This is a genomic window from Amycolatopsis anabasis, from assembly GCF_009765355.1.
Classification (GTDB): domain Bacteria; phylum Actinomycetota; class Actinomycetes; order Mycobacteriales; family Pseudonocardiaceae; genus Amycolatopsis; species Amycolatopsis anabasis.
Map to the genome: position 1 here is coordinate 117,935 of NZ_VTHK01000005.1, position 23,286 is coordinate 141,220.

Here is a 23,286-nt window from a genome sequence, read left to right on the forward strand (position 1 = left end):
GGCCTCGTAGGGCGGCCGTCCCGGGGCTGGCCGGGACGGCCGCGGTGCGGGAATCACTTGCGCCAGAACTTGATGCCGCTCCAGGTGACGGTGACCGGGCCGTTTCCGCTGGCGGTGCGGTACGCGCCGAACTTGTCGTAGAAGTCCCCGCCGGGGCTGGAAACGGTGTGTTTCAGGGAGCCGTTGATATAGGTGCGGTGGCTGCCGCCGACCTGGTGGACCGTGTTGACCCGGACATTCGTGCCGACCGTCGCGCCGCCGGCGATCGTGTCCCCGCCGTGCACAGCGTAGAGGCGGCCGCCGCGTTCGACGGCGAGCATGAAGTACGGGCCCGTGGTCTTGAAGGTCTGTTTGAGACTGATCCGGGTGCCGCCCATGCTGGTGATGCGGAAATAGCCTTCGAACTGGCGGGTGCCGCCGGAGTAGGTGGCGTAGCGGCGTTCGGCCCGCTGGTCGCCGCTCGCGGTCGAGCAGGTGAGCTTGAAGGTGAGATCGTCGACCTGGCCGCAGCCGCGTTCCTGGACGCTGAAGGCCGGGGAGTACGGCGTCCAGCCGCCGGGTTCCACCTCGGCCCGGGCTGGGGTCGCGGTCGCGAGGGTGGCCGCGACCGCGGTGAGGAAAACAAGGGATCGTCGCCGCCAGGCTGGCATTCCGCAACCTCCGGAGTGGTTGAGCTGCACGCTGGCGGCCGTGCGATGGATGTTGTGGTGGGCGAGTTTAGGACGGCGGAACGCACGGGGCAAGCCGCTAGTTCAGGCGGCGGTCCGGGATGCCGCCGCCGTCGACTTCGAGGACGGTGCCGGTGACGTAGTCGTTGCCGACCGCGAACAGGACCGCGTCGGCGACTTCCTGTTCCCGGGCCCAGCGGCCCAGTGGAACGCCGCGGAGCAGGGCGGCCATGCGGCGTTCGTGGGCGGGTTCGCTCGCCAGGCGGGCGCGGAGGGCGTTCCCGTCCACGACTCCCGGGGCGACGCCGACCACGCGGATGTCGTGGCGGGCCAGTTCCAGCGCCCAGGTGCGGGTGAGCGCGTCCACCCCGGCCTTGGTGGCGGAGTAGGCGGACTGGCCGAAGGCGCCGTGGCGGACCGCGGACGAGATGGTGACGAGCACGCCGCCCCGATTGGCCTGGACCATCCGGGCGGCGGCGCTTCGGCCGACCAGGAACGTGCCGGTCAGGCCGAGGCGGAGGGTCCGCTCCCAGGAGTCGGCGGAATGCGTGCGGACGCCGTCCCAGTCGACCTCGACCAGGAGTTCGCCGTGGTTGGTACCCGCGCAGTGGACGCAAGCGTCGACCGCGTCCAGGCGGTCGAAGAGCTCGGCGACCGAGTGTTCGTCGGTGACGTCCGCCTGTTCGGGGACCAGTTTGAGGCCGCGCTCGTCGGCCTTCGCGACGGCTTCGCGGAGGGCGGCCCGGTCGCGGCCGGCGATGGTGGTGTGCCAGCCGCGCTCGGCGAGGGCGAGCGCGGTGGCGAAACCGATACCCCTGCTGCCGCCGGTGACCAGGGCGGCTCCGGTGCTGGTCAACGAAACTCCCTACTGGTAGCGGAACAACATGGCGCCCCAGCCGAAACCGCGGCCGATGCCGAGGGCGAGCACGGTGTCGCCGGGGCGGACCGTGCCGCGGTGGACGTGCTCGGACAGGCAGCTGGGGATGCCGACGCTCGAGGTGTTGCCGCGGTCGGCGAGGTTCATCAGGATCTTGGTCTCCGGCAGCTCCAGGGCCCGCGCGACCGGGTGGATCATGTTGACGTTGCCCTGATGCGGGACGTACCAGTCCACATCGGACGAGGTGAGGCCGTTGCGGTCCAGGAGTTCCCGGGCCGCGTCGGTGATGAGCCGGGGGCCCAGATCGCCGACGACCTTGCCCTTCATCAGCATCTTGTCCTCGTCGTCGATGTCGAAGGCCTGGTAGTGCTCCGAATCCGTGTACAGCACGACGTCGTGGATCCCGGCGTGCTCGTCGGCCTCCGGGGCCTGCCGCCAGACGGCGGCCGCGGCGCCGCCGCCGAACAGCGCCGAATTGCGGTAGCCGAAGTTCAGGATGGGCTGGGGGTTCTCGGCGCAGAGGATCAGCGCGGTGCTCGCGCGGCCGCCGCGGATCAGGGAGTTCGCGACGACGCTGGCGTGCAGGAAACCCGCGCACGCGACCGCGGTGATGTCGAAGCAGAGCGCCTGCCGCGCGCCGAGCAGGCTCTGCACCGGAAGGGACAGGTCCATGTAGTTGTTGCCCAGCATGGTCGGGTTCACCCGGGGCCGGGCGGTGGCGGTCGTCCCGATGATGAGGTCGATGTCCTCGATGGCCACTTCGGCGGTCTTGCACGCCATCAGCGCGGCTTCCCGGGCCATCTCGGCGTGCCGTTCGAAGCGGGTGTCCGGCCAGTGGCGGGTGCGGACACCGGTGTGCCGCCGGATCCAGGCGTCGTCGATGTCTACTTCGGACAGGGCTTCGAAGAAGGAGTTCGGGATCGGGGTGCCGGGGAAGTAGTGGCCCACACCGGCGAGAACGGGAATAGTCACACGGTTTCCTTTCATAGACGGAAAAGCAGGCCACCGAAGAACCAGCCCGCGCCCGCGGCCGGGGCGAGGACGAGCTGACCGGTGCGCAGCTCCCCGCTGTCCAGGTACTCCGAAACGGTGGTGGGGATGGTCGGGCTCGAGGTGTTCGCGCGGTCGAAGAAGTTGGTCACCAGCTGGTCGTCGCGGATCCGCAGTTCCTCGGCGATCGCGCCGAGGATCGGTTTCGAACCCGGATGCGGGACCACGCGGTCGATGTCGTCGATGGCCAGGCCGTTCCGCTCGAGCAGGGCGCGGGCCGCGCGGACCGTGGTGCCGATCGCGACCTCCACGATCCGCTTCTCCGTTTTGATCCACAGCTGGGGTTTGCTGGTGACGCACACGTTCGCCAGATCCCCGGCGCTGAACAGCACCGAATCGATCAGTCCCGCGTCCGGGGCCGGGGCGCCGAGTTCGAGCACCGCCGCGCCCGCCGCGTCCCCCATCACCAGTTCCGCGCGGCCGCCCGGGTAGACCCGGCGGGCGAACTGGTCCGAGCACACCACGAGCGCCCGGTGCCAGCCCGGGGTGGTGGTCAGCAGGGACGCCGCGACCTGGGTGCCGTGCACGAAACCGCTGCACGCGCCGCCGATGTCGAACGCCAGGGCGCGCCGGGCGCCCAGCCGGTCCCCGAGTTGCGGGCCCAGTTCCGGGACGTACTCCCGATCCGTCCAGTTCGACAGCACGACCAGGTCCAGTTCCGCGGCGTCGACGCGGGCGCGGCGCAACGCGGCCAGCCCGGCCTGTTCGGCCATGTAGAGGATGCTCTCGTCCTCCCGCGCGACATGCCTCGACCGGACGCCGACGTCGCCGACGACCGCCTGGTCGACGTCATTGCCGCCCGGGGTGGCCTCCGCCACCGGGGTGGGCACCAGCTTCTCCGGGTAGTAGTGGCCGAACCCGGCGAACCGCAGTCCGGCGCCACGCCAAATGCCCGTCATGAATTCCCTTCCTCAACGGTAGATTCCCTGCGGATCGAGCCGCCGCAGGGCGGTCAGCTCGGTCTCGCCCACCGGTTCCTCCGGCGCGATCTCGCCCGGCAGGAACGGCCACTGCGTGCAGGACCGGATCGTTTCCCCCACCAGCGCCCCGGGTTCCGGGCGCAGCCAGCTCGCCAGGCGGAACAACCCCGACTGGCGATCGCGCACGAACCGGCCGAACTGGCTGACCACCGCACGGACGCGCGTGCCCGGACTGGTCACGAACCCCACCTGCGCCACGTACCGTTCCCGGGTGGCCGTGCCGACCAGCAGGCAGTCGGTGCTGGAGGCGACGTCGTTGGCGCCCCCAGAACCGGTCATCCACCGGCCACCCGGTAGGACGCTGGTGTTGACGTTGCCGCGCGCGTCGACCTGCCCGATGCCGAGCACCCCCAGCGCCCGCGGATTCCCGGCGATCATGCCGCCCAGGGTTTCCTCGACCCCGGCGAGCGCCTCGCAGTCGTCCGCGTGCAACTGGCTGAACAGGTAGACGTCGCCCGCTTTCGGCCGCATGCCGAGGAAACCCAGCTCGGCGCAGACGCGCACCGGGTTTCCCGCCGCCGCGAGCCATTCGGCGGCGAGCCAGGACGCCAGGTGCGCGTTGCCGATCCCGGCGAGCAGTGTGGTGTACCCGCGTTCGCGCACCAGCCGCACGATCGCGCGCGCCGCCAGCACGGTCAGCGTCTCCGGCCGGGTCGCCGGTCCGTCGAGCCCGACCGGGTCCAGCGCCGACACCGTGACGCGGCGGCGCGCCCGGTCGAGATCCAGCCGCCGCAACCGATCGAGGCCGAGCAGTTTCAGGTACTCGGCGTGCCCGCCGGCGAGCCGGACCCAGCGTTCGTACCAGAGTTCGGCCTCGGTTTCGCTGCCCATCGCCGACGCGGTGTCGGCGAGAAAGCCGTAATCGTCCAGATAGCCGGTGACGCCCCCGATCCCGTTGCCCCGCAACGACTGCGGATGGGCGCCGAACGGGGCGACGCAGATCGCGCGGACCCGGGTCGCCGGGATCACCACGGTACCCGGACCGCCGCGCAACTGTCCGGCGTCGACCACGCGTTCCACCGTCGCCGCCACCCCGTCCCGCGCGGCCAGGGCGCCCCACAGGCCCTCGCCGTACGGCGCGGTCAGCGCGACGTTGCCCGCGCGGTCCGCGCAGACGCCGTGCACCAGCGTCAGTTCCGGTCGCAACGGCCGCAGCAGCAGCAACGACTTCGACGGCTCGTCCGGATCGCCGGTGGCCCGCACCGCGGCGCCCTCCCGGCCCAGATCGCTGCCCGCCAGGGAGGTCGTGGTCGTCCACGGCAGCCCGAGCGCCGCCGCGCGCAACCGCTGCACCAGGCTCAGCAGGCTGCACGGCTCGACCTCGAACGGCTTGCCGGACAGGACATCCCGGTACAGGCGGCTCGGCCGCGGCGCGGGATAGGTGTCGCCGAGGAACCCGGTGACGACCCGCCGCGCCGCGCCGGAGAGGGCGATGGCGTGCGCGCTCGAATGCACCGAACCGACGCTGAGCGTGAGGCTCGCTTCGCCCTCGAACCGGCGGCACAGCGCGTAGATCAGGGCGTTCGGCCGGGACGGCGTGATCGCCAGGTGCACCTGCGAACCCGGCCGGACCACGTCGGCGACCAGGTGGTCCACGTCGTCGTAAAAGGCCGGGGTCACCACGGTTCGCCCAGTGCCGCGGCCGTGGTCTGGCTGCCGATGGCGAACGCCAGGGAGACCACGGTCGCCACGTTCGCCGGGCGCGGTCCCTCGGCCACGTGGTCGTGGTCGCATTCGGGATCCGGTTCGGCCAGGTTCGCGGTCGGGGCCAGGCACCGCTCGTGGATCATCAGCGCGGACGCGGCCACGTTCAGGATCCCGCACACCCCGAGGGTGTGGCCGTAGATCGGTTTGTTGGATCCCAGCGGCGGCCATTTCGACCGGTTCCGCTCCCCGTACAGTTCGGCGAGGATCCGGCTTTCCGCCAGGTCGTTGTACCGGGTGGCGGTGCCGTGCCCGCAGTAGAAATCGACATCGGCGGGATCGCGGCCGACCTCGGCGAGCAGGCGGCGGACCAGCCCGGCCCCGAGTTTCCCGGTGAGGTCCATGGTCATCGGGTGGGCGGCTTCGTTGATCGCCTTCTGGCCGAGCAGTTCGGCGTAGGCCCGCGCGCCGCGATCCCGGGCGTGCCCGGCCTCCTCGAGCACGACCACCACGGAACCCTCGCCGAACGCCAGCCCGTCCCGGTCCCGGCTGTACGGGCGCACGGTCCGGCGCGGGTCCCGGCATTCCTTGCCCAGCACGCCGTCGCCCATCGCCAGGTAGATGTCGATGATCTCGCGCAGCACCGGGAACTCGTAGCCGCAGACGACCATCGCGTCCGCGTCCCCGGCCCGGATCGTGTTGGCGGCCAGGCCCAGCGCGTGGTTCCCGCCGACGCAGGCGTTGCTCAGCCCGGTCACCAGCCCGCGGATGTCGCCGTAGATCGCGGCGAGGCTCCCCGGGCTGCCCGGCAGGCCGCGCAACATGTCGGTGGCGCCGCCGATTCCGGGCGCCGGCCGCCCGGCTGCCGTGTGGTGCAACCGATCCGCCCACCAGCCGAGCGGCCCGCGGGCGGAGGAGGAGACCAGCCCGATCCGCTCCGGGTCGATGCTCCCGCGGGGCAGTCCGGCGTCGTCGCGGGCCTGCTGCACCGCGGACATCGCCACCAGAATGTCGCGGGTGTAGCGCGCGGCGAACTCGGCGGGGAGATCGGGCAGATACTCGGAATGATCGAAGGAGTCGATTTCGGCGGCCGTCTTCGCGGTTATCGCCGAGGTGTCGAACGAGGTGATGAAGTCCATTTCGGACCGCCCATCCCGGAGATGTCTCCAGAAATCCTTCACGCCGTTCGTGCCCGCCAGGATGGCGCCGATGCCGGTGACGAGAACCCGTCTGGGCGGTGCCGTTTCCGCATTGCTCTTCAACGCCAAACCAGTCACGTCTACGACGGTAATGAAATGAGCCGCGGCGAACACGAGTCATCCGGTACCGAATGAATCGGGCCCGCCGGTACCGCTAGTACCGGCGAGCCCGCGAGGATTCGGTTGCCATACCGTCGATTCTAATGCGCATCTACCCTCGGCCGATCCCAGTCCAGCCGGCCCGCCCGGGGCGGAGGGACGAGGCCGACTCCCTTTTTCAGATCAAGCGACCGGAACAGCTCGCGGCGGCTGTTGAAGCCGAGCTTCTGCAGCACCCGGCTCACGTAGTTCTTCACGGTCTGGTGGGCCAGGAAGAGTTCCTGGGCGATCTCCTCGTTCGACCACCGGCACAGCACGAGCGCCAGGATTTCCTCCTCGCGGCGGGTCATGCTGGTTCCCGCGGGGGAGGGCGGTCCGGCCACCGAGGAGCGGCCCGCGTCGCCCAGCAGCCAGGCCCGGTTCCCGGCCCGGGTCCGGCGCACCGCGTCGACGAGCTGACCGCCGCTGGCGGACTTGTGCACGAAGCTGTCCGCCCCGGCGTTCAACGCGGACGCGACGGCTTCGGGGGAGGAATCCGCGGTGAACACGATCACCGCGGTGCGGTCCAGATTCATCTTGGCGAACCGGCAGATCGCGGTCCCGGCCGAAGATCCGCAAATCGAAAGTTCGGTGATTACGATATTCGGGTTGAATTTCTCGCAGACGAGTAACGCCTCCTGTTCGGTCGCCGCTTCGGTCACCGCTCGAATGTCGTCACTCGTTTCGAGCAGTGCGCGAACCGCGTATCGGATGAGTGGCTGATCATCTACCACCAGCGTGGTGACGTGTTCCATGCATCCCCTCGGCCGGCCCAAGATCTCTCGGCGGAAAGATTTTGCCGAGCGACCGGGTCGAGATTTGACGGACTTGTGAGCGTAGGAAGCCCCCGCGCTTCCGATGGAGGAATATCGCACACCGAGATGTCGCCGATGACGTTGCCGCCCGGGAAAAGGCGGCACGGGGTGCGGAGCGCGGATACACCGGACCGCGAACAGCATTGGTCCGGCTGCGCAAACCGAGTGAACCAGAAGTGTCCCCGATGACGCAACACTGGTTACTCGGGAATACTCTTGCCCAGTGAACCGAAGCGTGGTGCTCGGCCGGTCCGGTGGCAGAACCTCACGGCGCGAATGGTTTCCGCGCTGGACATCGGCGAGTCGCCCGCGGGCGGACCAGCCGAAGTACTCACGACCCCCTCGTGTTCGGCCGCCGCACTGCGCGCCCCGAAAGCGCGCGCGCTTTCGGGGCGACCGGAGGAGGCGACCCAGCGGGAAGGCCTAACCGGGGGGAAGGGTGATCGTGACGACCAGCCCGCCGCCCGCGCGCGGGCGGACCACGACCGAACCGCCGTGCGCGCGGGCGATCGACGCCACGATCGACAACCCGAGGCCCGCGCCCTGATCGGCGCCCACCCGTTCCCGCGGCAGGCGGACGAACGGTTCGAGCAGGCTCGGCACGGCATCGGCGGGAACCTCGGGGCCGGTGTTGCTCACCTCGAGCGCGGCCTCCCCGCCGACGCGCACCCAGACCGTCCCGCGATCGTTGTACTTGACCGCGTTGTCGATCAGGTTGTTCAGCAGCCGATCCAGGAGCACGGGTTCGCCGCGTACCGGGCACGGGCGCGCGCTGAACCGCAGCTCCACCCCCATTCGGCGGGCCGACGTGCGATGCGCGGAGAGCACCCGCTCCGCCAGCTCGTCCAGCTGCACGTCTACTTTGGACTCCAGGCCGCGGTCGCTGCCGGCGAGCACGAGCAGCCCGTCGATCAGCGCCTCGCTGCGCGAGTTCATCGCCAGCAGCCGCTCGCACACCGCACGCACCGCCTCCCCCGCGTTCGGCCGGGCCATCGCGACCTCGGCGATCGTGCGTTGCGTGGCCAGCGGGGTGCGCAACTCGTGCGAGGCGTTGGCCACGAACCGGCGCTGGCTGTCGAAGGAATCCGCGAGCCGGTCCAGCATCTCGTCGAAGGTGTCCGCGAGTTCGGTGAGCTCGTCGCGCGGGCCCTGCATCCGGATCCGCTGATCGAGGTTGTCCGCGCTCAGCCGGCGTGCGGTCGCGGCCACCCGGTGCACCGGACGGAGCATCCGGTTGGCGGCGATCCGGCCCAGTACCAACGCGATCGCGGCGGTGATGAGCAAGGTCACGCCCGATTGGAGCAGCAGCGTGTTGAGCACGTTCGACCGGTACTCGGCGATGTTCAGCTGCTGCACCTGGGCCTGCGGCGCCGAATCCGACGGCGCGTCGGGCGTGTCGGAGATCTCCTGGTGCGCTCCGACGGTGACCGAAGTCGTCGTGGGCGAGTTCTCCGCGCCCGCCGGCGGAAGCGCCGCGCGGACGAGCAGGTAGTTGACGGCGAGCAACAGCGCGCCGCTGAGCAACAGCAATGCGCCGAACAGCAGTGCGAGCCTGGTCTTGAGGGCGAACCTGCGCTGGGCCGGACGGGCTACTTGCCCAGCTGGTACCCGACGCCCAGCACCGTGTGGATCACCGGAGGCTGGCCCAGTTTCCGGCGCAGTGTCATGATCGTGACCCGCACCGAATTGGTGAAGGGATCGATGTGCTCGTCCCATGCCTGCTCCAGTAGCTGTTCCGCGCTGACCACGGCGCCCTCGGCCCGCATCAACACCTCGAGCACGGCGAATTCCTTGCGGGACAAGGAAATATACCGGTCGCCGCGTAACACCTGATGCCGTGCGATGTTCAGTTCGATGTCCTCGTGGCGCAGCACCGGGGGCAGCGCGGGCCGTGCGCGCCGGCCCAGTGCCTGGACGCGCGCGATGAGTTCGGCCCAGGCGAACGGTTTGACCAGGTAGTCGTCGGCGCCGATGCCGAGGCCGTAGACCCGGTCGGCGACCTCGCGCGCCGCGGTCAGCATGATCACCCGGGTTTCCCCGCCCGAGGCGACGATCGAGCGGCACACGTCGTCCCCGTGCACACCGGGCAGATCCCGGTCCAGGATCACCACGTCGTACCGGTTGACCGCCAGCCGTTCCTGCGCCGCGGCGCCGTCGAGACACATGTCGACCGCCATCGAATGTTCGCGCAGACCGTCGACGATGGCCTCGGCGAGGAAAGCTTCGTCCTCGACAACCAGAACTCGCACCCGTTCAGTGTGCCCCGGCACGCCATAAATCGGCCGTAAGCAATCACACTTACGGCCCACAGATTCGTGAACCCGTACAACGGCAAGGGAAAACCACAGCGGGGACTCGCGAAACGGAGGCGAAAGATGGTGGTGCGCGCGTGCGGAATCGTGGTATTGGCCGCTTCGGTGTTCCTCGCCACGGCCTGTGCGGTGAGCGAGCCGAAATCCGAGGTCGCTTCCCTGGAGCAGACGGCGCCCGACCGGCCGAATGGCGCGGACGAGTTCGGCGAATGCATGAAGGCCAACGGGGTCGATCTCGATTCGGCGAAGGTCGAGGATTCCGCCAAGGGGAGTAACAACGGGGAAACCAAACAACAGGGCGGGCCGCCCGGAGGCGATTCCGGGAAGCGGGCCGAAGCCCTCGGCCGGTGCAAGCACCTGCTGCCCGACGGTGGCGCGCCCCAGCCGTTGAACGCCGACGATCTCGAACGGGCTCGCGCGCTGGCCAAGTGCATGCGGGCCAACGGGATCGCCTACCCGGATCCGGATCCGAACGCGCCCGGGTACGGCGCCGGGGTCACCAAGCTCCCGGACGGCGTGGACGCCAAGGACCCGGTGGTGCGGGAGAAACTGGACCACTGCGCGAAGGAAACCGGCGGCCGATGACCACGTCACGAGGACCCGGGCTGGTCCGGCGGCGCCGCGGCCGGCGGCTGCTCGCGGCCGCCGTGGTGCTCGCGGTCCTCGGCACCGCGGGCGTGCTGGTGGTCGCCCGGCTCGCCGCGACCGGCGAGGTCGCCGCGGAACAGGCCGCCGCGCCGCCGGTCACCACACCGGTGCGCAGGCTCGACCTGGTGGACCGGATCCAGGTCACCGGTGAACTGGGGCACGGCCCGGCGAGCCCGATCTCCGGGCACAAACCGGGGACGGTGACCTGGCTGCCGGGGCCGGGCGCGGTGATCGGCCGCGGCGAACCGCTCTACGCCGTCGACGCGGTCGGCGTGCGGGTGCTGTTCGGCGCCACGCCGATGTACCGCGAACTCGGTCCGGGCGTGCCACCGGGACCGGACGTGCATCTGGTGCAGGAGAACCTGATCGCGCTCGGCTACCGCGAAATCGGCCGGGCGGACGGGATCTTCGGGGACGCCACGGCCCGCGCGCTGAAGCGGTGGCAGCGGGCGATCGGGGTGGAACCGACCGGGAAACTCGCGCTGGGCGACGTGGTGGTGGCGCCCGGACCGGTACGGGTCGACCGGGTCACCGCCCGCCTCGGCGCGCCCGCGGAAGGAGAACTGGTCACCGCGGGCGGGATCGAACGGCTGGTGACCGCCGAGCTCGAGGAATCCCAGCAGGCGTACGCGAAGCCCGGTGCGCGCGCGGAGATCGGGTTGCCGGACGGTCGCGCGACGACCGGCACGGTCCAGTCCGTCGCGCCCAAGGCCGCCGAAGGGAAATCGGGGGACGGCGGCAAACTCGTGGCGTCGCTGGCGCTGGCCGATCCGGCGGCCGCGCCGGAGACCGGGCGGGTCACCGTGGCGTTCGACGGCGAGCGGCGGGCGGGGGTGCTCGCGGTGCCGGTGCAGGCGTTGCTGGCGCTGGCCGGTGGCGGTTACGCGCTCGAGGTCGCGGACACCCGGCGCCTGATCGCGGTCGAACCGGGGCTGTTCGCCGCCGGGCTGGTCGAGGTGTCCGGCCAAGGGCTCGCCGAAGGTCTGCGGGTGGTGACGGCCGCATGACTCCGGTGCTCGAGCTCGACGCGGTGTCCAAGACCTATCCCGGCGGGGTGATCGCGTTGCGCGGGGTGTCGCTGCGGGTGCGGGCCGGGGAGTTCCTCGCGGTCGTCGGCCCGTCCGGCTCCGGCAAGTCGACCCTGCTGCAGTTGATGGGCACGCTGGACCGGCCGACCTCCGGGCGCGTGCTGGTCAACGGCCACGACGCCGGCCGGTTGGCCGATCGGCGGCTGTCCGCGCTGCGGGCGCACTGGATCGGGTTCGTGTTCCAGCGGTTCCACCTCGCCGAGGGACTGACCGCGCGGGAGAACGTGCTGGCGGCCCAGGTGTACCGGGGTGGCCCGGTGCGCGAGCGCCGCGCGGCGGCGGACCGGGTGCTCGCGCGGGTCGGCCTCGCGCACCGGGCCGAGCACCTGCCGGGTGAGCTTTCCGGCGGCGAACGGCAGCGCGTGGCGATCGCCCGCGCGGTGGTGAACCGGCCGGTTCTCGTGCTCGCCGACGAACCGACCGGCAACCTGGATTCCGCCGCCGGGGCGGAGGTGCTCGGGCTGCTCGCCGAACTCGGCGCGGCGGGGACCACGGTCGTGCTGATCACGCACGACGGCACCATCGCGGGCGCGTTGCCCCGGCGGATCGAACTGCTGGACGGCCGGATCCGGGAGGGCATGTGAGTCGCGGGGAGTTGCCCGAACCCACCCGCCTGGCGCCGCGGGATCTGCTGCGCCTGGGCCTGCACGGCGTGCGCACCCGGCCGATGCGCACCGCGCTCGCGGCACTGGGCATCGCGATCGGCATCGGCGCGCTGGTCGCCGTGGTCGGCGTCCCCGCGTCGAGCCAGGCCGCCCTGCGCGCGCAGCTCGCCGCGCTGGGCCCGGATCTGCTCACCGTCGCACCGGGCAACGATCTGCTCAGCGGTCGGCAGGCCGAACTGCCCGCCGAAGCGGTGTCGATGATCGGGCGGATCGGACCGGTGCGCGCGGTCACCGCGACCGGCGCGACGACGGCCACGGTCCGCCGCACCGACCGGATCCCGGCGGGGGAGTCCGGCGGGATCCGGGTCGCGGCGGCCCGGCTGGACCTGCCCGAGGTGCTGCGCGCGCGGCTGCGCGCCGGGACGTTCCTCACCGGCGCGACCGAGAACTACCCGGTGACCGTGCTCGGGGCGCGGGCCGCCGCGATTCTCGGGATCGAGCTGGTGCCCGGGCGGGAAGCGCCGGCGGTCTGGATCGCCGACCGCTGGTTCAGTGTCGCCGGGGTGCTCGCCCCGCTGCCGCTCGCCTCGGAGGTCGACTACTCGGCCCTGGTCGGCTGGCCTGCCGCGCAACGCTTGCTCGGCTTCGACGGCCGCCCGGGCCTGGTCTACGTCCGCGCCGAGGAGCGATCCGTGGCGGCGGTCCGCTCGGTGCTCGGCCGGACGGCGAATCCGCGGCGGCCCGGCGAGGTGCTGGTGAGCCGCCCGTCCGAGGCGCTGGCCGCGCAGCAGCTCACCGAACGCGCTTTCGCCACGCTGTTCCTCGGGCTCGGCGCGATCGCGTTGCTGGTGGGCGGGATCGGCGTGGCGAACACGATGGTCATCTCGGTGCTCGAGCGGCGAGGCGAGATCGGGCTGCGCCGGGCGCTGGGCGCGAGCAGGCGGCAGATCCGGGGCCAGTTCCTGGCCGAATCGGTGGTGCTGGCCGGGCTCGGCGGTGGCGCCGGGCTGCTGCTGGGCACCGCGGTGACCGCGGGGTACGCGCTGGCGCAGGGCTGGCCCGCGGTGTTGCCGTGGTCCGCGCTGCTCGGCGGTGCGGGCGCGGCGGTCGGCGTCGGCGTGCTCGCCGGGGTCTATCCGGCGATGCGCGCCGCCCGGATGACCCCGGCGGCGGCGCTGGCGGGATGAAGATAAGGGGCCGCCCCCGAGTGCGTGCGGGCACTCGGGGGCGGCTCGTCCTCCTCAGCGGTCAGAGGGACTGGATGCCGGAGGCGACCCGGTAGTACGGGGCCGGGCAGGCCTGCCGGATGTCCCAGGAGCCGCGGCCCAGCCACGGGGTGAAGTACGTGACACCGTTGCTGCATCTCAGGTACGAGCGGATGTAGGGCTGGTACACGTCACAGGTCCGGGTGATGCCGCTGTAGAAGAAATAGGTGTTGCACGACCAGGTCGCCGAGACCTGGGGCGTCTCTTCGGCGGGCGCGGCCGCCGCGGCGGGCTGCGCGAGGGCGGCGGTGCCACCGAAAAGCGCGAGTGCGGCCACCGTCACTTTGAGCGAATTGCGAATGGACTTCGTTGCCTTGGCCATGCTGATTCCTTCCGGATCGGCGGTTTGGCGGGACGGAGAAATAATGGACCCGCCGACGTGATTTCGCTGAGCAGTGGAACGGGTTACTTCCAGCGACAATGGCAATCTTCTCGGCGAAATTTACGTGTCCGAGATATCGAATTCCGGCGGGAAATCGTGACATCTGGAGACAGGTTCTTCCAGCTGCGCACCTCGCGCGTGAAATTCGAGGCGCGCGCGTTCGCAGGCCGTGTGCTGGTCCGATCGGGCGCAGAATAATGTTCTTATTGATCCGTTTGGGTGGGACTTATCCTGAGTTTATCCGGCCGATGACAGACTTCGGACGGTGAGACTCGGGGGCTGGCGAGTCGAAGGGGATTCCTGGTGAACAGGGCTGTTGCTGATTTGCGTCGTCCGGCTGCCGGACTCATGACGATCGAGCGGTTCGCCGCCGAAATCGGCTTCACCACACGGACGATCCGTTCCTACCACGCACGTGGTCTGCTGCCACCGCCGATCCGGATCGGCCGGGCACCGTGCTATGTGGACCGTCATCTGGCGCGGATGCGCCAGGTCATCCGGTTGCAGCGGCGGGGCCTGCCGCTGGAGGCGGTGCGCGCGCTGCTCGAACCGGATCTGGTGCTCGGCGAGCACCTGCCGATCGACCGCGCGATCAACGGCGTGGCCAGGGCGAATCCGGCGTTGATGAGCGCGCTGGTGGAGGCCGGGGTGCTGGTCCGGCGGCCCGGTGGCGACCTCCGGGCGCGCGGCGTGCGCGCGGTGCTCGCCGCCCGGGCCGCCGCCGGGCGCGGCGCCTCGGCGCCACAGGGGCTGGGCCTGCTCGCCGAGGCGATCGGCCGGGTGGTGCCGCACGCCGCCGAGGCGCTGGAGGCCGTGCGGGCCGTCGTCGGCGAGCACGGGGGCGAGGCGAGCGAGGACGACGTGACCGAACTCGCGATCGAGGTGCTCCGAGTCGGCTTGCTGCGGGCGGCCCGCGAAAACCGGGTCAACGGTGCTTGATCGAAGACGCGCGGACACGATCGCGTCGTGAGTGTTCAGGCCGGTTAGTCATCGCTCCCGCGGAGGGGGCGCGCGTTGCGGGGTGAAATTCAGGTGGTCGCCTCGCTCGGTCGCGTCGAAAGCGCGCGCACTTTCGGGGCCGCATCGCGGCGGTACTTCCCCGCCACGGCGGGTTCCGTGCACACGGAAGGGCACGACCTCGTTCGGCTCCGGCATGGGGTTGTCAACGACCGGTGAACTTCGGTGCCCGCCGGTCGAGGTAGGCCCGGAAGCCCTCGTGCGCGTCGGCGCTCTCGGCCAGGGCGCGCTCGTGGTAGCTGTCCTGCAGGCGGATCGCCGCGGCCGCCGGCTGGCCCAGGCATCGTTCCCGCAGTTCCTTGAACAGGCCGATGACCCGGGTGGGCCCGGCGGCCAGGCTCGCGGCGAGCTGCGCGGTCGCGCTCGCGAACTCGTCGCCCGCCACGATCCGGTCCACCAGGCCGATGCGGTGCGCCTCCTCGGCGGAGAGCAGCCGCCCGGTCAGGTAGATCTCGGTGGCCCGGGCGAACCCGACCACGCGGCCGAGCAACGCCAGATTGCCGACCTGGCCGACGTGAACCAGCCCGCTGCCGATCCGCGCGGTGCGGGCGGCGATCCGGAGATCCGCCGCGCACGCGAGTTCGGCGCCCGCGCCCACCGCGGCGCCGTTGACCGCGGCGATCACCGGTTTCGGGCTCGCCAGCAGGGTTTCCGCGATCCGCAGGTAGATCATCTCACCGGATCCCGGGAACCGCGGCAGCTCCGCGCCGTCACCGGCGATCGTGCCGACGTCGTCCCCGGCGCAGAACGCGTTGCCCGTACCGGTGAGCACGATCGCCCGCACCTCCTCGGCCGCGCTGAACCGTTCGACCGCGGCCAGCAGGGCGAACGCGGCCTCGCGGTCGAGCGCGTTGCGCCGTTCGGGGCGGTTGAGCGTGATCGTGCCGACGCGGGCGGCGATCTCGGTCCGGACCGGGCTCACCGCGGGCCGCCGCTGACCATGCGCACGGCCAGATCGGCGTAGAAGGAGGCGGTCTCCTCGGCACCCCAGTGCTCGGTCGTCGGCCCGAAGACGTCGGTCGCGCGGATCGCCACGTTGATCACCGCGGTGGCCGCGGCCTTGTAGGCGTTGCGGTTGGTGACCGGCGGGAGCGTGAACACGCCCTCGCGGACCCCGGCGCGCAGCACCTGCTCGACGATCCCCCGGAAGTGCTTCCGGCGCTCCACCACGGCTTCCCGTTGCGCGGCGGGAAGTTCGTGGTACTGCAGCGTGCCGAGCATGCCCAGGGCCCGGTGCCGGGTGTGGTACAGCGCGGTCGCCTTGACCAGCGCGTGCAGCTGGTCGGCGGGTTCCGGGACCGCCTGCGCCATCGCGTCGGCGAGGAGTTTCTCGCCGTCCTCGGTGGCCTTGATGATCAACGTGAAGAGAACGTCCTCTTTGGACGGGAAGTAGGTGTACATGGCGCCCGGGGTGATCCCGCACTCCTCGGTGATCTGCTTGACCGAGGTGGCGCGGAAACCCCGCCGGAAGAACAGCATCGCCGCGGCGTCGAGGATCCGCTGCCGGAGCCCGGAGGTGTCGTTTTCCGCGGTCATACGCCGGGATGATATCGCCCGCCCCATCACGCCACCCCGCCCGTGGCCGCGAGTTCGGGCAAGCGGAGCAGCGCGGCGGCGTTGTCGTGCCGCCACGCCCGGGCGGCCTCGGCGCCCAGGTTCAGCTCGTCGATCTCGTCGGCCAGTTCCCGCAGGCTCTGCCGGTGCACGAACCCGGCGGAGCCGAACAGCACCCGGTGCCTGAGCACCGAACGGCCGAAGAGCAGCAGCGGTTCCCAGCCGGACCCGGGTTTCGCCATCACCCGCGGCCGGTGCGCGGAGAACTCCAGGAAGACGTTCGGATGCCGTTGCATGACCGCGATCCCCTCCAGCACCCACGGCCAGCCGCCGTGCCCGCCGAGCACGGTGAGCTCGGGGTGGGCGCCCGCGATGCGGTCGACGTGCTGCCAGGTGCAACTGGTGATCGGGCGGTTCGCCGCGAGGTTCGTCCCGGTGTGCAGCCACAGCGGCAGGCCGAGCTCGGCGAGCCGGGCGTAGATCCGGTGGCAGCCGGGGGAGTCCGGGTCGGCGCCGCTCACGAAGTGCACGATCGCCGCCCCGCGCATGCCGAGTTCGACGCAGCGCTCGAGTTCGCGCAGGGCCTCGTCGGGCCGGGCCGGATCCAGCCCGGCCCACGCGGTGAACAGCTCCGGATGCGCCGCCGCCCGGCGCGCGACGCGGTCGTTCACCGTGTCCCCGCCGGGCAGCGCGGCCTGGGCGCCGTGCAGTACCTGGTGGCGGATTCCCTGGGCGCGCACCATGTCCACGTGCTCGGCCTCGGACAACCCGAGCCCGCGCGCCTCGATCAGCAGCTCGATCGCGGCGTACGGGCTGGTCCGCAGCGCCCGGTCGTAGCGATCCGGATCGGCCCCGGCGTGGGCGGTGAACGCGGGGCCGAAGAACCGCAGGTAGCCGGGTGCGAGATCGGCGAAGGTGCGCAGGTGCACCCGCCAGCAGTCGACGTCGTACACCGCCCCGCAGACATCGATGATCGGTTCCACGACTGCTCCTTCAGTCACGATGCCGACCGGGCCGCACGTACCGGTCGAACAGGGTGGTCTCCTCGGCGGCGCCGACCGGCACCACGTGGTCGGTCAGCGCGCAGGCCGCCGCGAACTGGTCGCGGACCTCCTCGACGGTCGTCGCCGGGCGCTGGTTCCCGCGGGTTTCCGCGACGAACACGCGGGCGAGCCGCCCGCCGCCCGCGGTGATCACCTGCCCGGTCACCGGGCAGTCGCGGTGGGCGAGGTAAGCGACGACCGGGGACACCAGGTGCGCGGGGAAGTGCTCCTCCAGCCAGTGCGTCACCCGGGGATCGGGATGCTCGGCTGACATCCGGGTGTGCGCGACCGGCGCGACGGCGTTCACCTTGATCCCGTGCGGCTCCCCGGCGAACGCGCAGTTGAGGGTGAGCCCGACGACCCCCATCTTCGCGGCGCCGTAGCCGTAGAAGTCCAGCCCTTCACCGGGCGGCGCGGTGAACCCGAACAGGCCCGCCGCCGAAGTGGTGTTCACGATCCGGCCGTAGCCCTGCGCGACCAGGAACGGCCAGGCCGCCTGGGTGAGCCAGAAGCAGCTGGACAGGTTCACCCGGATCGCGATGTCCCAGCGCACCCGGGTGACCCCGGCGTTGTTGAGCACGATGTCCAGCCGCCCGAACCGGGTGATCGCGGTGGTGACCACCTGGTCCGCCCCGGCCCGCTCGCCGACGCTGCAGTGCACGGCCTCGGCCCGCCCGCCGTCGCGGCGGATCCGGTCGACCACCGCGTCGGCGTCCGTGCCGAGATCGTTGACCACCACGGCGGCGCCGCGCCCGGCCAGGAGCAGCGCGTGCTCGCGGCCGAGCCCGCGCCCGCCCCCGGTCACGACCGCGACCCGGCCGGTGAAGTCGAGTTCCCCGGTCATGACCGCTCGGTGCCGAAAACGCCGACGAACGAGACGCATTCCCCGGGATTCCCGCCCAGGTTCTGGGTGAGCGCCAGATCCGCGCGGGTGTCCAGCTGGCGGTCCCCGGCCTCGCCGCGCAACTGCAGCCAGCACTCGAACATCATCCGGATACCGGACGCGCCGAGCGGGTGGCCGAACGACTTCAGCCCGCCGTCGGTGTTGACCGGCAGTTCGCCCTCGCGGTCGAACACCCCGTCCAGCACGGCCTTCCACGCGTGCCCGGGCTCGGCGAACCCGAGATCCTCCATCAGGATCAGCTCGGTGACGGTGAAGCAGTCGTGCACCTCGGCGAGCGCGAGCCGGCCCCGGGGATCGGTGATCCCGGCCTGCCGGTACGCCTGCCGCGCCGAGGTGATCACCTCGGGGAACGAGCTGAAGTCGAAGGCCGGGTCGAGCAGCCCGGTGCCGGGACCGACCGCGAACGACATGCCCCGCACGTACACCGGTTTCCCGGGATAACGCGAGGCGTCCTCGGCCCGGACGATGATCGCCGCCGCGGCGCCGTCCCCGATCGCGCCGCAGTCGAACAGGCTCAGGTTGCCCGCGATCGGCGGTGCGGCGGCGATCACCTCCTTGGCCACCTCGGTGCGGAACTGGGCTCGCGGATTCGGCACGCCGTTGCGGTGGTTGCGCCACGCGATGTGGGTCATCGCCGACTTCAGCAGGTCCGGATCGACGCCGTACCGCCGCTGGTAGCCCTGCGCGAGGTAGCTGAACGTGCCGGGCGGGGTGATGTCCAGATCGGTTCCGTCCCCGGGCGGCATGCCGAACGGCAGGCCGGGGTAGCCCGCGTCGGTCATCTTCTCCGCGCCGACCACCATCGCCACGTCGTACGCGCCCGCGGCCACGGCGTAGCAGGCGTTGCGGAACGCGTCGGAACCGGTGGCGCAGAAGTTCTCGGTGCGGGTCACCGGTTTGAACTCGGTCTTCAACGCCTTGGCCAGGGCGACCCCGGATTTGAGCGAACCGAAACTGCCCAGCCAGAACGCGTCCACGTCGGCCAGGTCGACGCGTGCGCTTTCGGCCGCCTCCTGCGCCGCGTCCGCCAGCAGCCCGCCGACATCGCGTTCCCGCCGCTGCCCGAACCGGGTGCAGCCCATGCCGATGATCGCGATCCGACTGGCGATTCCGTTGGCGGCCATCAGTTCTCCCCTCGGTGTGCCGGGCGTGCCTTCCAGAAGTAGGTGTGCCGCCCGTCGGTGGTGTACCGGCGGCGGAACGTCATCGCGACCCGGTCCCCGGGCCGGCCCGGGGAACCGTCCACATCGGTCAGTTCGCAGTGCAGCCGGGCGCCGCCGTCGAGGTCCACCACGGCGAAGGTGGCGGGTGGCTGCGGGGTCCACGCGATGCGGTCCATGGTGAGCGCGGTGATCACCCCGCCGGAATCCGCGAGCCGCACCAGCTCCGGTTCCTCGCTGGAACGGCAGCGCGCGCAGACGCGTTGCGGGGGGAACTGCCGCGTCCGGCACGAGCGGCACACCCCGGCGTAGAGCGCCAGCCGCCAGCGGTTCGCGCGGTAGCTCGCCGGTGGGGTGGCCGCCGCGGGCGGCGGGCGGAGCGTGGCGTCGGTCGCCAGCAGCCCGCGCCAGTTGAGGAAGGTCGGGTAGCCGACGTCGATGGTGCGGGCCGGTGGTTCCGCGCGCCGCGCCGCGGCGAGCCGGGTGGTGGTGCGGAAGACGAAGGCCTCCGCGCCGTCGGCCAGGACCAGCAGCGCGATCGTCTCGTCCGGTCCGGCGCGGTCCAGGACCGCGGCCAGCAGCAGGCCCGGCTGCGCGGTGCCCGCGTCGCCGGTGTTCTCCTCCGGGCGGTCGACGCGCTCCGCGGGGAGGCCGGTCGCGACCTGCCGGACCGCGCGGGCGTTCGAACCCGCGACGACGAGCCGGTCGACCCCGTGCGCGGGCACCCCGGCCTCGGCGAGCGCGTCGGTCAGCGCCGCCTCGCCGAGCGGCACCAGCACCTCGGCGCCGAACTGCTCGTGCGCGTGCTGCGCGGCGGGCGCGCCGGGCAGCCGCCAGCGGTCGAAGAACTCGGCGCTGCGGCTCGCCCCGCCCAGGTACTCGGCGACGAACGGGCCCGAGTCCGCGACCAGGAACGCCGCCGCGCCGTCGCCGCCGTCGCGTTCGTCCGCGCTGCCGGGCAGCCCGGTGCGGATATCGGACAGCACGACCAGGGAGCGCCGCGCGGCGCCGAGACCGAGCCGCAGCGCGGCCGCCCCCGAGCGCGGGCCGCCGCCGAGATCGGCCGCCGGGGCCGTTTCGTCGAGGTCCAGGGCGGCGTGCAGCGTGGTGGCGTTCGTCTTGTCCAGGTAGGCCGGGGCCGCCGTGCTGAAGTACAGCGCCGCCTCGCGGGCCTGGAGACCGGCGAGCGCGCGGCGGGCGGCCTCGACGCCCATCGTGGTGGTGTCCTCGTCGTACCCGGCCACGGACCGGCTGCCGCCGCGTTTTCCGTTGCCGTGCAACAGGTTCCGGGAGATGCGGTGGGCCGGGACGTAACCGCCGTAGGCCACGATGCCGCTCATCGCCCGGCCCGCTCGTGCCGCTGCCGCCAGTCGGCGCCGCCCCGGGTGCGGAAATCGGTGGCGAACCAGCCCGGCGCGAACCGGCTGCCCGCGCCGTCGACCAGCAGCGAGGCCCCGCTGACGTACCGGCTCTCCGGTCCGGCGAGGAACGCGATCGCGGCCGCCACGTCGTCCGGCTGCGCGAGGCGGCCGAGCGGCAGCTCCGCCTGCAACGCCTCCCGGGCGCCGGTGTCCAGCAGGGATTTGGTCATCGCCGTTTCGGCGACCCCCGGCAGGACCGCGTTCACCCGGATGCCGAACGCGCCGAGCTCGTAGGCGATCACCGCGACCAGCATGTTCAACGCCGCCTTCGCCGAGCAGTAGGCGGAGAACAGCGCGGCGGGGACCTGCGAGCCCGACGACGAGGTGACCACGATCGAGCCGCCGTCGCCGCAGGCCACCATCCGGCGGGCCGCCGCCTGGCACACCAGGAAAGTCCCGGTCACGTTGATGTCGTAGGTCCGTTGCCACACCGGCAACGGGGTGTCCAGGAACGGGACGGCCCGGCCGTAGCCCGCGTTCGCGACGCACACGTCGAGGCGTTCGTACTCCGCGTGGACCCGGTCGACGAGCGCGGTGACCTCGTCCGGGCGGGTCTGGTCGCAGCGCTGCGCCACGACCTCCCGGCCCTCGGCGGCGAGCTTGCCCGCCACCTCGGTGACCTTCTGGTCCCGGTCGGCCAGGACGACCACGGCTCCCGCGTCCGCCAGCGTGCGGGCCGTGGCGGCCCCGATACCGGAGGCCGCGCCCGTCACGAGCGCCACCCTGCCCTGGAAGGATCCCGCCACGACCGCCTCCTAAACACTCGTTTAGCGAGGAAGGTACGACTGGTACTACGCACAAGTCAACAAGTTGCCGGTGTAACAAGCGGATTAACTCGTTGTTGACCCTGGGAATAATCGTGTTACGGTCTGAACGTCCATTTAGCGAGGTGATGTCCATGGCAGCGTTGCCGTCCCGCGAGGACTGCGTTCTGCCCTGCGCGATCGCGCGATCGGCGCAGCGGCGGCCGGACGACCTGGCGGTCCTGTTCGACGACGAGCGGGTCTGGACCAACGCCGAATGCCACCGCGCGACGCTGCGGGCCGCGGCCGGGCTGCACGCCCTGGGCGTTCGCGCGGGGGACCGGGTGCTCTGCTGGCTGCCGAACGGGCCGGACGCGCTGCGCTCCTGGTTCGGGGCCAACCAGCTCGGCGCGGTCCACGTCCCGATCAACACCGCCTACCGCGGCGCGTTGCTCGGCCACGTGGTCGCGAACGCGGACGCCCGCGTGGCCGTGGTGCACGGGGAACTGCTGCCGCGGCTGGCCGAACTCGGCCCGGGTTCGCTGACCGACGTCGTGGTGACCGGCCCGCCCGCGCGGGGGTTCCGCGGCGCGCCCTTCCGGGTGCACCAGGCGGAAGTGCTGGAGACGGCCGGCATCCCGGACGCGATCCGCGAATGCCCGGCACAGCCCTGGGACCCGTACGCGATCCTGTACACCTCGGGCACCACCGGGCCGTCGAAGGGCGTGCTCTCCTCGTACCTGCACGCGTGGGCGACGACGTCGTGCTTCCCGCTCGCCGCCGACGACCGGTTCCTGGTCAACCTGCCGCTGTTCCACGCGGGCGGGGCGGTCGACGTCCTGGGCACCCTGGTGCAGGGCGGTTCGGTGGTGCTGGCCGGGGGATTCGACACCGACACGTTCTGGGCGCTGATCCGGCGCACCGGCACGACGTCGTGCGTGCTGCTCGGGGTGATGGCGAACTTCCTGCTCAACCGCCCGGCGAGCCCGCGGGACGCGGACAATCCACTTCGGACGGTTTATCTGGTGCCGCTCACCGAGGACGGAGCGATCTTCGGGAAGCGCTTCGGCTGCGACATCTACACCGTGTTCAACATGTCCGAGATCAGTTCGCCGCTGCTGTCGGACGCCAACCCGTCGGTGGTCGGCAGTTGCGGGCGCCCGCGCGACGGCGTGCGGGTCCGCCTGGTGGACGAGCACGACATCGAGGTCCCGCCCGGCGAAGTCGGCGAACTGGTCATCCGCACCGAGTTGCCGCACACGCTCAACAGCGGCTACTGGCGCGATCCCGAGGCCACCGCCGCCGCGTGGCGCAACGGCTGGTTCCACACCGGGGACGCCTTCCGGATCGGCGAAACCGGCGACTACTTCTTCGTCGACCGGATGAAGGACGCGATCCGCCGCCGCGGCGAGAACATCTCGTCGTTCGAGGTGGAGGCCGAGATCCTCGCGCACCCCGCGGTACGCGAGGCCGCGGTGGTGGGCGTGCCGAGCGACCACGGGGAGGAGGACGTGCTGGCCGTGGTCGCCCCGGTGGAGGACGCCGATTTCGATCCGGCCGAGCTGATCACCTTCCTGCGCGATCGGTTGGCGCACTTCATGGTTCCGCGGTACGTGCGAATCCTGCCCGCGCTGCCGAAGACGCCGACCAGCAAGGTGCGGAAGCACGTCCTGCGGGGCACCGGGGTCACCGCCGACACCTGGGATCGCGAACTCGCGGGCATGCACGTGCGGCGTGAACATCTGGGCCGCTGAAGGGAAACCGAACAACCGC

At 71.6% G+C, this 23,286-nt stretch carries 23 protein-coding genes; 6 read left to right on the forward strand and 17 right to left on the reverse strand.

Annotated elements, in window-relative coordinates:
- Window positions 1-53 precede the first annotated feature (53 nt).
- From FXO23_RS08695 to FXO23_RS08735, 9 genes are all read right to left on the reverse strand, one after another.
- A complete protein-coding gene (locus FXO23_RS08695; protein WP_158882699.1) occupies window positions 54-650 on the reverse strand; it encodes a hypothetical protein in 597 nt (198 codons plus the stop codon).
- Between the two features lie 97 nt (window positions 651-747).
- Window positions 748-1,524, reverse strand: coding sequence for an SDR family NAD(P)-dependent oxidoreductase (locus FXO23_RS08700; protein WP_158882701.1), 777 nt, complete (start codon window positions 1,522-1,524; stop codon window positions 748-750).
- Window positions 1,525-1,533: 9 nt separating this feature from the next.
- Complete coding sequence (locus FXO23_RS08705; RefSeq protein ID WP_218951928.1) at window positions 1,534-2,517, reverse strand: ketoacyl-ACP synthase III; 984 nt, start codon at window positions 2,515-2,517, stop codon at window positions 1,534-1,536.
- 11 nt (window positions 2,518-2,528) lie between these two features.
- A complete protein-coding gene (locus FXO23_RS08710) occupies window positions 2,529-3,494 on the reverse strand; it encodes a ketoacyl-ACP synthase III (protein ID WP_158882705.1) in 966 nt (321 codons plus the stop codon).
- Window positions 3,495-3,506: 12 nt separating this feature from the next.
- The gene (locus FXO23_RS08715) at window positions 3,507-5,195 is read right to left on the reverse strand and encodes a CoA-transferase (RefSeq protein WP_218951929.1); all 1,689 of its coding nucleotides are present in this window, start codon (window positions 5,193-5,195) and stop codon (window positions 3,507-3,509) included.
- Window positions 5,192-6,496, reverse strand: coding sequence for a beta-ketoacyl-[acyl-carrier-protein] synthase family protein (locus FXO23_RS08720; protein WP_218951930.1), 1,305 nt, complete (start codon window positions 6,494-6,496; stop codon window positions 5,192-5,194). Before FXO23_RS08720 ends, FXO23_RS08715 begins: the two co-directional genes overlap by 4 nt.
- Before the next feature lie 122 nt (window positions 6,497-6,618).
- Window positions 6,619-7,515 (reverse strand): response regulator, encoded by an 897-nt coding sequence (locus FXO23_RS08725; protein WP_343034462.1) that lies wholly within the window; start codon window positions 7,513-7,515, stop codon window positions 6,619-6,621.
- A gap of 279 nt (window positions 7,516-7,794) precedes the next feature.
- Complete coding sequence (locus FXO23_RS08730; protein ID WP_179956717.1) at window positions 7,795-8,901, reverse strand: sensor histidine kinase; 1,107 nt, start codon at window positions 8,899-8,901, stop codon at window positions 7,795-7,797.
- A 59-nt stretch (window positions 8,902-8,960) separates the two neighbouring features.
- Entirely contained in the window at window positions 8,961-9,620 is a 660-nt protein-coding gene (locus tag FXO23_RS08735; protein ID WP_158882711.1) for a response regulator transcription factor, read from the reverse strand.
- Window positions 9,621-9,746: 126 nt separating this feature from the next.
- On the opposite strand from FXO23_RS08735, the gene FXO23_RS08740 reads away from it, so the two are divergent.
- The 4 genes from FXO23_RS08740 to FXO23_RS08755 are packed head-to-tail and all read left to right on the forward strand — an operon-like array spanning window position 9,747 to window position 13,211.
- Window positions 9,747-10,268 carry a hypothetical protein gene (locus tag FXO23_RS08740; RefSeq protein ID WP_158882713.1) on the forward strand — a complete coding sequence of 174 codons (522 nt, stop codon included), beginning with the start codon at window positions 9,747-9,749 and terminating at the stop codon, window positions 10,266-10,268.
- On the forward strand, window positions 10,265-11,338 hold the full coding sequence (locus FXO23_RS08745; RefSeq protein ID WP_158882715.1) for a peptidoglycan-binding domain-containing protein: 1,074 nt from the start codon (window positions 10,265-10,267) through the stop codon (window positions 11,336-11,338). The genes FXO23_RS08740 and FXO23_RS08745 overlap by 4 nt, the downstream gene beginning before the upstream one ends.
- Window positions 11,335-12,003, forward strand: a complete 669-nt coding sequence (locus tag FXO23_RS08750; RefSeq protein ID WP_158882717.1) for an ABC transporter ATP-binding protein — start codon at window positions 11,335-11,337, stop codon at window positions 12,001-12,003. The genes FXO23_RS08745 and FXO23_RS08750 overlap by 4 nt, the downstream gene beginning before the upstream one ends.
- Window positions 12,000-13,211: an ABC transporter permease gene (locus FXO23_RS08755; protein ID WP_246257051.1), complete on the forward strand. Its 1,212-nt coding sequence runs from the start codon at window positions 12,000-12,002 to the stop codon at window positions 13,209-13,211. Before FXO23_RS08750 ends, FXO23_RS08755 begins: the two co-directional genes overlap by 4 nt.
- 61 nt (window positions 13,212-13,272) lie before the next feature.
- On the opposite strand, the gene FXO23_RS08760 is transcribed toward FXO23_RS08755, so the two are convergent.
- On the reverse strand, window positions 13,273-13,611 hold the full coding sequence (locus FXO23_RS08760; RefSeq protein WP_158882719.1) for a hypothetical protein: 339 nt from the start codon (window positions 13,609-13,611) through the stop codon (window positions 13,273-13,275).
- Window positions 13,612-14,019: 408 nt separating this feature from the next.
- Here FXO23_RS08760 and FXO23_RS08765 point away from each other — a divergent pair, with 408 nt between their 5' ends.
- Window positions 14,020-14,610 (forward strand): MerR family transcriptional regulator, encoded by a 591-nt coding sequence (locus tag FXO23_RS08765; protein WP_158882721.1) that lies wholly within the window; start codon window positions 14,020-14,022, stop codon window positions 14,608-14,610.
- 223 nt (window positions 14,611-14,833) lie between these two features.
- Here the strand turns inward: FXO23_RS08765 and FXO23_RS08770 are convergent, their stop codons facing one another.
- From FXO23_RS08770 to FXO23_RS08800, 7 genes are read right to left on the reverse strand one after another with little or no spacing between them, the layout of a single operon-like run.
- The gene (locus FXO23_RS08770) at window positions 14,834-15,610 is read right to left on the reverse strand and encodes an enoyl-CoA hydratase/isomerase family protein (protein WP_218951931.1); all 777 of its coding nucleotides are present in this window, start codon (window positions 15,608-15,610) and stop codon (window positions 14,834-14,836) included.
- Window positions 15,607-16,224, reverse strand: coding sequence for a TetR/AcrR family transcriptional regulator (locus FXO23_RS08775; RefSeq protein ID WP_158882723.1), 618 nt, complete (start codon window positions 16,222-16,224; stop codon window positions 15,607-15,609). Before FXO23_RS08775 ends, FXO23_RS08770 begins: the two co-directional genes overlap by 4 nt.
- A 26-nt stretch (window positions 16,225-16,250) precedes the next feature.
- Window positions 16,251-17,225 (reverse strand): amidohydrolase family protein, encoded by a 975-nt coding sequence (locus tag FXO23_RS08780; RefSeq protein ID WP_158882725.1) that lies wholly within the window; start codon window positions 17,223-17,225, stop codon window positions 16,251-16,253.
- A gap of 10 nt (window positions 17,226-17,235) precedes the next feature.
- Complete coding sequence (locus FXO23_RS08785; RefSeq protein WP_158882727.1) at window positions 17,236-18,129, reverse strand: SDR family NAD(P)-dependent oxidoreductase; 894 nt, start codon at window positions 18,127-18,129, stop codon at window positions 17,236-17,238.
- A complete protein-coding gene (locus FXO23_RS08790) occupies window positions 18,126-19,313 on the reverse strand; it encodes an acetyl-CoA acetyltransferase (protein WP_158882729.1) in 1,188 nt (395 codons plus the stop codon). The genes FXO23_RS08785 and FXO23_RS08790 overlap by 4 nt, the downstream gene beginning before the upstream one ends.
- On the reverse strand, window positions 19,313-20,689 hold the full coding sequence (locus FXO23_RS08795) for an OB-fold domain-containing protein (RefSeq protein ID WP_158882731.1): 1,377 nt from the start codon (window positions 20,687-20,689) through the stop codon (window positions 19,313-19,315). The genes FXO23_RS08790 and FXO23_RS08795 overlap by 1 nt, the downstream gene beginning before the upstream one ends.
- Window positions 20,686-21,516, reverse strand: coding sequence for an SDR family NAD(P)-dependent oxidoreductase (locus tag FXO23_RS08800; protein WP_158882733.1), 831 nt, complete (start codon window positions 21,514-21,516; stop codon window positions 20,686-20,688). The genes FXO23_RS08795 and FXO23_RS08800 overlap by 4 nt, the downstream gene beginning before the upstream one ends.
- Window positions 21,517-21,668: 152 nt before the next feature.
- Between FXO23_RS08800 and FXO23_RS08805 the strand changes: the two genes are divergently transcribed.
- Window positions 21,669-23,267 carry an AMP-binding protein gene (locus FXO23_RS08805; RefSeq protein WP_218951932.1) on the forward strand — a complete coding sequence of 533 codons (1,599 nt, stop codon included), beginning with the start codon at window positions 21,669-21,671 and terminating at the stop codon, window positions 23,265-23,267.
- Window positions 23,268-23,286: the final 19 nt, after the last annotated feature.

Bases quoted from the DNA above. Each gene is read 5' to 3' on its own strand.
- FXO23_RS08695 (WP_158882699.1), bottom strand. From the start codon at position 650: ATGCCAGCCTGGCGGCGACGATCCCTTGTTTTCCTCACCGCGGTCGCG.
- FXO23_RS08710 (WP_158882705.1), bottom strand. From the start codon at position 3,494: ATGACGGGCATTTGGCGTGGCGCCGGACTGCGGTTCGCCGGGTTCGGC.
- FXO23_RS08725 (WP_343034462.1), bottom strand. From the start codon at position 7,515: ATGCTGTTCGCGGTCCGGTGTATCCGCGCTCCGCACCCCGTGCCGCCT.
- FXO23_RS08740 (WP_158882713.1), top strand. From the start codon at position 9,747: ATGGTGGTGCGCGCGTGCGGAATCGTGGTATTGGCCGCTTCGGTGTTC.
- FXO23_RS08745 (WP_158882715.1), top strand. From the start codon at position 10,265: ATGACCACGTCACGAGGACCCGGGCTGGTCCGGCGGCGCCGCGGCCGG.
- FXO23_RS08750 (WP_158882717.1), top strand. From the start codon at position 11,335: ATGACTCCGGTGCTCGAGCTCGACGCGGTGTCCAAGACCTATCCCGGC.
- FXO23_RS08760 (WP_158882719.1), bottom strand. From the start codon at position 13,611: ATGGCCAAGGCAACGAAGTCCATTCGCAATTCGCTCAAAGTGACGGTG.
- FXO23_RS08765 (WP_158882721.1), top strand. From the start codon at position 14,020: ATGACGATCGAGCGGTTCGCCGCCGAAATCGGCTTCACCACACGGACG.
- FXO23_RS08775 (WP_158882723.1), bottom strand. From the start codon at position 16,224: ATGACCGCGGAAAACGACACCTCCGGGCTCCGGCAGCGGATCCTCGAC.
- FXO23_RS08785 (WP_158882727.1), bottom strand. From the start codon at position 18,129: ATGACCGGGGAACTCGACTTCACCGGCCGGGTCGCGGTCGTGACCGGG.
- FXO23_RS08790 (WP_158882729.1), bottom strand. From the start codon at position 19,313: ATGGCCGCCAACGGAATCGCCAGTCGGATCGCGATCATCGGCATGGGC.
- FXO23_RS08795 (WP_158882731.1), bottom strand. From the start codon at position 20,689: ATGAGCGGCATCGTGGCCTACGGCGGTTACGTCCCGGCCCACCGCATC.
- FXO23_RS08805 (WP_218951932.1), top strand. From the start codon at position 21,669: ATGGCAGCGTTGCCGTCCCGCGAGGACTGCGTTCTGCCCTGCGCGATC.